Consider the following 9,332-nt stretch of genomic DNA (forward strand, 5'->3'; position numbering starts at 1 on the left):
CTTATTTTTGGGAGTTTCCCTTCACAAAATTGAAGTGAGAGTCTTCTCGCCTAAAATGATAAACTACTACATAGAAAGGAAGATTAATTGTTTATGAATTTAAAGAAGAATATCATACGTGCCCTTGAAGCTATTTATCTGTATATATTTGTCTTTGTTGTGGATTTAGTTACAAACTACTAATGGAAACTTATTTAAAAGCCCACTCAATCTAAGAATCGTTTCCGAACCCCTAAAATACATGGAAAAGAGATGACAACGTTATTAAATGTTAGCTTGATTCCGTCTTCTTTTGAGTTTTCTTACGTACCATCGCAATCATTAATAGAAAAAATGGAATAATGGTTTGCACGAATGGTCCATAAAAAGGAAGTACTGTCAGAAGATAAGAAACATATTCTGACGAACTAGGTACTGACCAAAAGGCAAATTCCATAATTATAATGGTAAATGGCCATATCACGACCCGGTAGTCTGAAAGATTTAGCCATTGTGCAGTACCTAAAGCAACCGCATAATAAAAGACAGAGATTTTGACAAACGCTCCAACAATCCAAACGGCCATGGCGATCGATTCCAAGTTTTCAAAAAACTCTCCAACACGGATATTTCGGGTTGCATTCATCAAGGGAAAAGCCTTAGAAGCTGTCGTTTCTCCGAGTACAAATAGAGAAGCCAAGTTAACCACAACCAACGTCAACATGACGGCTAAAACAGTCAACATCCCATATTTTCTGGCTTTTTTCACATCTGTTAAAAAAGGCAGCAGAAAAATGATCAGGAAAAATTCCGAATACCATGCTCCTGGCACTAGAGCACCCTTAATCGGGGGTACGATTCCTCCCCCTAAGATTGGGAATATATTTTTTAAATCGAAGTCAGGGCTCAATAAAACGACAGCAACGAGGATTGGTACAGTAAACAAAGGTGCAAACAATTGAGCAATTCTCCCCAATACTTCTATTCCGCCTTGCACAGCAAATGCACAAAGTAGTACCATCGATGCCATAATGACACTAATCGGAGTATCAATCAAAAAAGAACTAACAATAAATTCACTGTAACCTCTAACGATCTGTCCAGTAGCCCAAATGTAAAAGAAAAGAATAAACAAACTGATCATTTTCCCTGCGAACCGCCCTACAATTTGTTCACTCAATTGAATCACCGTTTGTTTCGGATAAAGTTTATGTAATTCATATGCGATATAGATGGTCACAAATCCGATAACGGACGCTAAAATGGGCGATATCCATAAATCATTCTGAGCATATTTCGCCACAAGACTTGGACTCGAAATAATACTAGTAGCAATAATGGTAGGATATATCATGAGTGCCATCTGTAGGGATGAAATTTTGCCTTTCTCCATCATTTTTTTCCTTTCCGTGCGCAAAATAGAAGACACAAAATCATCATTCTTTTTCCATTAATGGTGCAAATGGTTTAAAAAGTGCTTTCAGCCATGTCACAGGGCCTGCTATATGCGGGAGATCGAACATGGATAGCCCCCAACCGATAAGGAGCAGAATGAAAAAGGTCCATTTTTCTTTTTTAGAGTATTGTTTTATTCTTGGCCATTGAATGAAAATGATTATGGTAATAATAAGTGTAGTTCCAAAAAATGCTCCCCATCTCACTCTTCTTTCACCTCTTCGTCTGGCAATGATCCTGGCTTGTTTATATGACCCCGCCTGCGAATATGAGCCTTAACGTTAATGTTTACTTCCACTTCTGGAAACAGCTCATCCCAGTGGTTTTCAACTCGTTTCCATTGCTTGGGATATTCCCGATAGAATTCTTTAGAAAAATCAACAATATCCGCATGCAGCTCATGCTGTACTTGCTTAAGAGCCTCCTGGATACGATTTTCAATACTTTTCTGATAGGCACTTTCTACCTTTTTCAACACTTTTGGATCTGAAAAGCTCAAGTTTGTTTCATTCTGTACGATAGCTCCTTCTGTAGCAACCTTCACCGTCATTTTCCATTTTCCATCATGAATTTGAGGGATCAAATCCACACGTGCTGACACTGGATTTAAAGACACAAGCCCTTCCTCACCTTCGATTTCCACACTAACTGTATATCCTTTAATTTCATCTCTTAACCATAAAACACCTCTTGTTTCCGCTTCAGTAATCCTTCCAACCATTTGATCCTTTTGAAAAACGGCCGTTCCATCAATATGAACATACTTAAGTGGTTTTCCTTCACTTGGCTGCTCTTTTTTAATTTTAACGTATGGAACTGCAGCGGCTTGAGCTGTGCCCGTTAACATTTCATCAATATCCTGGATGGTGATCTGCATTCCAACGCGATAATTCGATATTTCCCGTAAAACTTCCGTCGAATACCTTTCTATATTAGGCACTATTTCAAGAATATTCTTTGCATTCCCCTCACTGATATATACATATGCTCTTCCCCTTGGCTCTGGATGACGGAGCAAAAAGTCCATCTGCTCTTGAATTCCCTGCTTCGCTAAGTCTTCCCCAAATATAAATACTTTGCATTGTCCCCAAAAAATTTCACGAGGAATTTTCCCTTGAATTTTTGACAGAGAATCTGCAATATTTTTCCCTGTTTGGGATGCTGTGAATGTCATTTGCCCCCCTCCACTTCCAGAAGCTTCACCCCCACCGCCGCCTAGTGTTTTTGGTATAAATATTTGGAGAGTGAGTTCGAGTTGATTATCATCTTTTTTATCGATGGCAGCTCCTGTGACAATCGCCAAATCATTGACCTCCACGCGATCCCAGCATCCACTCAAGAAAAGGATTGACACAAAAGTCGAAAGTAAAAGAAGGATACTTTTCATAAAGTATTGTCCATTTCCTTTCTCCAACATATTGGTTCACCTACCTCCAATTTTCACTCTGTGTCACCACCCTTTTTTGGACCCGGTTCCTGTCCCGGGGACTGACGGTATACATTAGATTCCCCAGTAAGGCGCGGACGTGTATCCATCTTCCACAAAGGAGATATCCATAAAACGTCTTTCAGCTCACGGACTTTTAGCGGTGCCAGTGGTGATAAATACGGCACACCGAAGGAACGTAAGGTGCACAAATGAAGCGCTATGGCGATGATTCCCATCGTTATGCCAAGCAATCCTAAAGTGGCGGCAAGCAGCATGATCGGAAAACGTAGCATCCGAATCGCAATTCCAGCAATATATCGAGGAATCATAAATGAAGAGATTCCCGTAATCGCTACGACAATGACCATTGGTGCTGAAACCAATCCGGCTTGAACGGCAGCTTGACCAATCACAAGCGCGCCAACAATGCTGACAGCTGCGCCAATCTGTTTCGGCAATCGAACCCCTGCCTCCCGCAGTGCTTCAAATGAAATTTCCATGAGCAGCGCTTCAACAATGGCCGGAAAAGGAACCGCTTCCCGAGAAGCTGCCATGCTTAACAGCAGTTGGGCTGGTACCATCTCTTGATGGAATGTTAGAATAGCCACATATAAGGAAGGGAACAAAAGAGAGACTCCAAAAAATAAATAACGCAACCACCGAATAGTAGTTCCTATCATAAAGCGCTGATAATAATCCTCATGTGATTGAATCAAAGAAAAAAAAGAAATCGGAGCAATTAAACTAAAGGGAGTTCCTTCTACTAGAATCACTGCCCTCCCCTCTAATAAACTTGAGCAAGCTATATCCGGTCGTTCTGTCGACATGATTTGAGGGAAAGGTGAGTAAGGATTGTCCTCAATCATTTCTTCAATATATCCACTTTCTAAGATCCCATCAATTTCAATTCGTTTCAGACGATTCGTCATCTCATCAATCAGCGTTTTATCTGCAACTCCCTCAATATAGGCAAGGACGACATTTGTTCTCGAATAACTTCCAATTGTCATGCCTTGCATTTTAAGAGCAGGACTTTTGATGATACGTCGCAATAGAGACGTACCTACCCCAAGAGATTCATTAAATCCTTCTCGTGATCCCCTAATTCCGCCTTCTGCGACTGGCTCTTCGATTGATCGCTTCTCCCATTTAGCCAATCCTAACGAATATCCATTAAGCTCCCCTTCAAACAAAAGGATGGGATTCCCATTTGAAATGGACTCAATACAATCTGCAACTAATTTCACTTTCTTCACTTTCGAAACAGGCATTTTATTTTCGAGAAACTCATTTAACGATTGAGACTCATCGAGTGTTATCTGCATGATAGGAGTAAGCACAAAATTCTCTATTCCTTCAATATCTGAAAGGCCTTCAATATAAATAATCATGGCTCTCTTTTGTCCGAAAAGTAAAAAAGAACGAAACATGGCATCTGAACAATTTTGATAAATTGAACGAAATATTTCGATATTTTGATCAAAACTGTGATAAAGAACATCCTGTGGCTTAGAATCTTCCTGATTGTTTTGTACAGGAGGCTTCTTTTCTTTTTCTTTCTTTAATAATTTATTTATATTACGAATCAAGCTGAATCCCCCTCTTATTGCAGGTCCCTTAACTCTTTTGTATATGATTTGTTATTTTGGTTATTTTATACAGAAAATACTAAACCTAACATTGACTGAACTTACGATTCATTTTGTAACAGATACAATTTGCATTTGTTTTTTAGCCCTGAGTTAAAAAAATGAATGGCTCTATGATTTTAGACTAGAACGTATTTTTTTAATTGTCCTTATTTAATTTTTTCTAAGTCTTGAGGCAGGGGTCTTACTACCCATTAAGGCGGGATAAATGTACTTAACGTTGGAGAAACAATGAAATGATCATCCTCTCATAGCTTGCTTCCAATAAAATTGTAGTTATTATTTCCTTGGATAACATAATTATCTTTTTTATAGAAACAATAAAAGGATGAACTGCTAAATTAATGTTGATAGTGGAGAAGTGAGTATGACGAATATTTTATACTATTTATCTTTTATAATGATTGCCATATTATTTGTCTTTTTTTTATTTATGCTTGTTGGTTGGCGTTGGTTGATGAAACGAATAGTGAAGCAGATGGGAAACATCATTTTAACTGACAGCTATCAAGAAAATATTATGGAGTTGATGCCAGGACTTCGGCATATGGGCATTCAAAATATGCTTGAGAATAGCTTGCGTGCCGAAACAGGCGATGTGCTTCATCGCCCGCTTGGTTCTTCAAAAAAATGGCCGCATTTGGATCCGATTACCTTTATCCCCGCACAGACAACACCGTTTCCAATCGATGGTGAAGAAGAAGTAGATATTACGGTCACAATTGGGCCAAAAGCAAAAAAACCAATGGAAATTCAAATTCCACTTATGATCAGCGGAATGGCTTACGGAATCGCACTCAGTGAACAAGTGAGGCTTTCTTTGGCGGAAGCAGCAAAGAATGTAGGAACTGCGATTAATTCTGGAGAAGGCGGAGTTCTTCCTGAAGAATTAGACACAGCAGGAAAATATATTTTACAGTTTTCCAAAACAGAATGGGCAAAGGAAGAAGAGATCATTAAGCGTGCTGACATGATCGAGATTAAGTTTGGACAAGGTGCAACATTTGGAGTGGGTGGCAGGATTTCACCCACTAATTTAACAGGGCGTGCTCGTGAAGTAATGGGACTTAAAGAAAATGAAGAGGCCGTGATTTTTGATAATTTTTTTGAAGAGCAAACATTAGAAGATATAAAGGAACTAGTTGAGGAACTTCGGAACATAACAGGAGGTGTTCCCATTGGTGTAAAAATGGGGACAGGTGGAAAAATCGAGGAAGATATTGACCATTTAATTGAATTGGGTGTTGATTTTATCGCAATCGACGGTGGTCAAGGAGCCGCACTCGGTGCACCCCCCATTCTATCTGATGACATGGGAATACCGACATTGTATGCCGTTGTCCGTGCTGTTCATCATCTAGAAAAAAGAAATATGAAAGGACAAATTAGTTTAATTGTTTCAGGTGGACTTTTCGTACCTGGTCATTTTTTAAAAGTCCTTGCACTCGGGGCTGATGCCGTTTATGTAGGCTCTGCCCTATTATTTGCTGTCTCACACACTCAATCATTGAATCCGCTTCCATTTGAGCCTCCTACACAAGCTATTTGGAATCAAGGAAAATTTAAGGATCAATTTAAAATCGAGGATGGTGTAAAGTCAGCAGAAAAATTCTTAACGGCAAGTGTAGAAGAAATGAAAATGGCGTTAAGAGCGATGGGGAAACGCTCTTTAAAAGAGTTGTCAAAAAAAGATTTAGTATCATACGATGAGCTAACCGCTAAAATGATTGGAATTCCGTTTACATTTGAAGCTTGGGAAGACAAACAAAAAGAACGCTGAACGGTTAGCTGTTTTATGATTACTTTCCTTCAAATCGTTATGATGAAATGCTCTTTCTTGCTCTTTAAATTGTATAGAACATCTTAATAATAGACGCTGCGAGAAATACAATTGAATTTATGTAATGGTGGTGAAGTGAATATGCCGAACATTTTATACTATTTGACTTTTGCAATGATAACCATTTTATTTGTCTTATTTTTATTCATGCTTGTTGGTTGGCGTTGGTTGATGAAACAAATAGTGAAGAAAACCGGAAAAATTATTTTAACTGACAGCTATCAAGAAAATATTATGGAGTTGATGCCAGGACTTCGGCATATGGGCATTCAAAATATGCTTGAAAATAGCTTGCGTGCCGAAATAGGCACTGTCCTTCCACGTCCACTTACTGGCTCTGCAAAAAAGTGGCCGCATTTGGATCCAATTACCTTTATTCCTGCACAGACGACACCGTTTCCAATTAATGGTGAAGATGAAGTAGATATTACGATCACTATTGGACCAAAAGCAAAAAAACCTATGAAAATTAATATTCCTCTGATGATCAGCGGGATGGGTTACGGGGTTGGAATGAGTGAACAAGCAAGGCTTGCTTTAACAAAAGCAGCAAAAAATGTCGGAACCGCGATTAATTCTGGTGAAGGCGGAATTTTACCTGAAGAATTAGACAGCGCGGGAAACTATATTTTACAGTTTTCCAAAACAGAATGGGCAAAGGAAGAGGATGTCATTAAGCGTGCCGACATGATTGAAATTAAGTTGGGGCAAGGTGCAGTAGTCGGGATGGGCAGAGAAATCTTACCAAAAGATTTAACAGGGCGCGCTCGTGAAGTGATGGGGCTTAAGGAAAATGAAGATGCCGTGATCGGTGAACTTTTTTTTGAAAACCAAACATTAAATGATATGAAAGAACTTGTTGAGGAACTCCGGAAGATGACAGGCGGTGTTCCTATTGGTGTGAAAATTGGGATGGGTGGAAAGATTGAAGAAGATATTGATCATTTAATTGACATGGGTGTAGATTTTATTGCGATTGACGGTGGACAAGCAGCTATGAAAGAGGCCCCTCCTATTTTATGCGATGACTTTGGAATCCCAACATTGCACGGGCTTGTTCGGGCTGTTAATCATCTAGCAAAAAGAAATATGAAAGGACAAATTAGTTTAATTGTATCAGGCGGTCTTTTAGTACCTGGGCATTTTTTAAAGGTGCTTGCACTCGGGGCTGATGCTGTATACGTAGGCTCTGCCATGTTATTTACTGTCTCACATACTCAATCCTTAAATGCTCTTCCATTTGAACCACCAACACAAGCAGTCTGGTATAACGGAAAATTCAAGGATCAATTTAAAGTTGAAGATGGAGTAAAATCAGCGGAGAAGTTCTTAACGGCAAGTACGGAAGAACTGAAAATGGCGTTAAGAGCGATGGGAAAACGATCTTTAAAAGAGTTGTCAAAAAAAGATTTAGTATCGTACGATGAGTTAACTGCTAAAATGATCGGCATTCCATTTTCATTTGAAACTTTGAAAAACGAACAAACAGAGAAATAAGTGACCTTGTCAGCAAATTTACGAAAAGCAGAAAAAGAATCACATATACTATATGAAATATTAAGGAAAATAAACTTTACTGAGAATCTACTATCATCAAGCATATTTAATGCATCTTTTATATCGTAAAAGTATGATAAAGAGGTTTACTAAAATACGGAGGTCAAGAATTATGAATTCAAAATATATATCACTATTCCAGCCAATTACCTTGCGGAGCGGAATTCAATTAGATAATCGTGTCGTTATGGCACCGATGACCACTTTTTCTTCAAATCAAGACGGTACAGTTTCAGATGAGGAAGTAGCCTATTATAGTCGCCGTTCAAATGGAGTCGGAATGGTTGTAACAGCTTGTGCCTATGTCACACCTAATGGAAAAGGATTTAAAGGTGAATTTGGAAGCGATCATGATAACTTGATTCTAAGCTTACGCAGAATAGCTTCTGCAATTAAAGAACAAGGAGCAAAAGCAGTCCTGCAAATTTTCCATGGTGGCAGGATGTGTCCTCCAGAATTAGTTCCAGATGGAGAAATTGTAAGTGCTAGTGCTGTTCCGGCAGAACAAGGCGTAGTATCAGATCAAGTTCCTCGTGCTTTGACTGAGGCAGAAATTCAATCAATTATTCGTGATTTTGGCGAATCTACCCGAAGAGCGATCGAAGCTGGATTTGATGGGGTTGAACTACATGGAGCTAATGGATATTTAATTCAGCAGTTCTTTTCACCACATTCCAACCGACGTGAAGATCAATACGGTGGCAGTTTGGAAAAAAGACTATCATTTCCAATTGCTGTTGTAGATGAGGTGAAAAAGGTAGTGGCTGAACATGCAAAAGAACCATTCCTCGTTGGATATAGATTCTCACCAGAGGAGCCTGAAACACCTGGAATTACAATGGCAGATACTCTTGCATTAGTGGATGTTTTGGCAAGTAAAGAGCTTGATTACCTTCATGTTTCCTTAATGGAGTTCTGGTCAACTCCAAGACGCGGTGTTGAAGATTCCCGTTCTCGCCTTGAAATTATTCAGGAGAGAGTTGGGGAAAGTGTTCCAGTGATTGGTGTAGGCTCAATTTACACAGCAGACGATGCTTTAAAATCTATTCAAAGTGGTGTTTCAATGATTGCAATCGGACGAGAGCTTATTATTGACCCTGATTGGGTTGAAAAAGTTAAGCAGGGAAAAGAGTCTGAAATTGAAATAAAACTAAAGAAAGACGCTCAATCTCGTCTTGTCGTGCCAGATCCTCTTTGGCAAGTGATTGTCAACACACCTGGATGGTTTCCAATTGAAGATTAAAAAGAGATTAAAACAAGGAATGGTTTTAGCCATTTCTTGTCAGTTTGTTGGGGGAACTCTCCTTTTCTGAAAAATAGGATCGAGATTAAAAGATTTAATATATCAAATTCGCCCCGCCGAATTTGCGCCCGGATTTGCGCCCGGATTTTTATCACGCTTCAGAAAGCCACATCCTGTGGC

At 39.2% G+C, this 9,332-nt stretch carries 7 protein-coding genes; 3 read left to right on the forward strand and 4 right to left on the reverse strand.

What is annotated here, in order from left to right; all coding sequences use genetic code 11:
• Positions 1 to 271 precede the first annotated feature (271 nt).
• Genes JMM81_RS22010 through JMM81_RS22025 form a run of 4 tightly spaced genes read right to left on the reverse strand, consistent with a single transcriptional unit; the run spans position 272 to position 4,452 of the window.
• Positions 272 to 1,375, reverse strand: coding sequence for a GerAB/ArcD/ProY family transporter (locus JMM81_RS22010; RefSeq protein WP_256243693.1), 1,104 nt, complete (start codon positions 1,373 to 1,375; stop codon positions 272 to 274).
• A gap of 40 nt (positions 1,376 to 1,415) precedes the next feature.
• On the reverse strand, positions 1,416 to 1,640 hold the full coding sequence (locus tag JMM81_RS22015; RefSeq protein WP_256243694.1) for a hypothetical protein: 225 nt from the start codon (positions 1,638 to 1,640) through the stop codon (positions 1,416 to 1,418).
• Positions 1,637 to 2,851, reverse strand: coding sequence for a Ger(x)C family spore germination protein (locus JMM81_RS22020; protein ID WP_256243695.1), 1,215 nt, complete (start codon positions 2,849 to 2,851; stop codon positions 1,637 to 1,639). The genes JMM81_RS22015 and JMM81_RS22020 overlap by 4 nt, the downstream gene beginning before the upstream one ends.
• Positions 2,852 to 2,874: 23 nt before the next feature.
• Positions 2,875 to 4,452: a spore germination protein gene (locus tag JMM81_RS22025; protein ID WP_256243696.1), complete on the reverse strand. Its 1,578-nt coding sequence runs from the start codon at positions 4,450 to 4,452 to the stop codon at positions 2,875 to 2,877.
• A gap of 427 nt (positions 4,453 to 4,879) precedes the next feature.
• Between JMM81_RS22025 and JMM81_RS22030 the strand changes: the two genes are divergently transcribed.
• The 3 genes from JMM81_RS22030 (at position 4,880) to JMM81_RS22040 (ending at position 9,152) form a co-directional block, all read left to right on the forward strand.
• A complete protein-coding gene (locus tag JMM81_RS22030) occupies positions 4,880 to 6,292 on the forward strand; it encodes an FMN-binding glutamate synthase family protein (protein ID WP_256243697.1) in 1,413 nt (470 codons plus the stop codon).
• A 141-nt stretch (positions 6,293 to 6,433) separates the two neighbouring features.
• On the forward strand, positions 6,434 to 7,849 hold the full coding sequence (locus tag JMM81_RS22035; protein ID WP_256243699.1) for an FMN-binding glutamate synthase family protein: 1,416 nt from the start codon (positions 6,434 to 6,436) through the stop codon (positions 7,847 to 7,849).
• Positions 7,850 to 8,021: 172 nt separating this feature from the next.
• On the forward strand, positions 8,022 to 9,152 hold the full coding sequence (locus JMM81_RS22040; RefSeq protein WP_256243700.1) for an NADH-dependent flavin oxidoreductase: 1,131 nt from the start codon (positions 8,022 to 8,024) through the stop codon (positions 9,150 to 9,152).
• Positions 9,153 to 9,332 lie beyond the last annotated feature (180 nt).

It is taken from the genome of Bacillus sp. V3B (assembly GCF_024494465.1).
Lineage (GTDB): Bacteria > Bacillota > Bacilli > Bacillales > Cytobacillaceae > Bacillus_BD.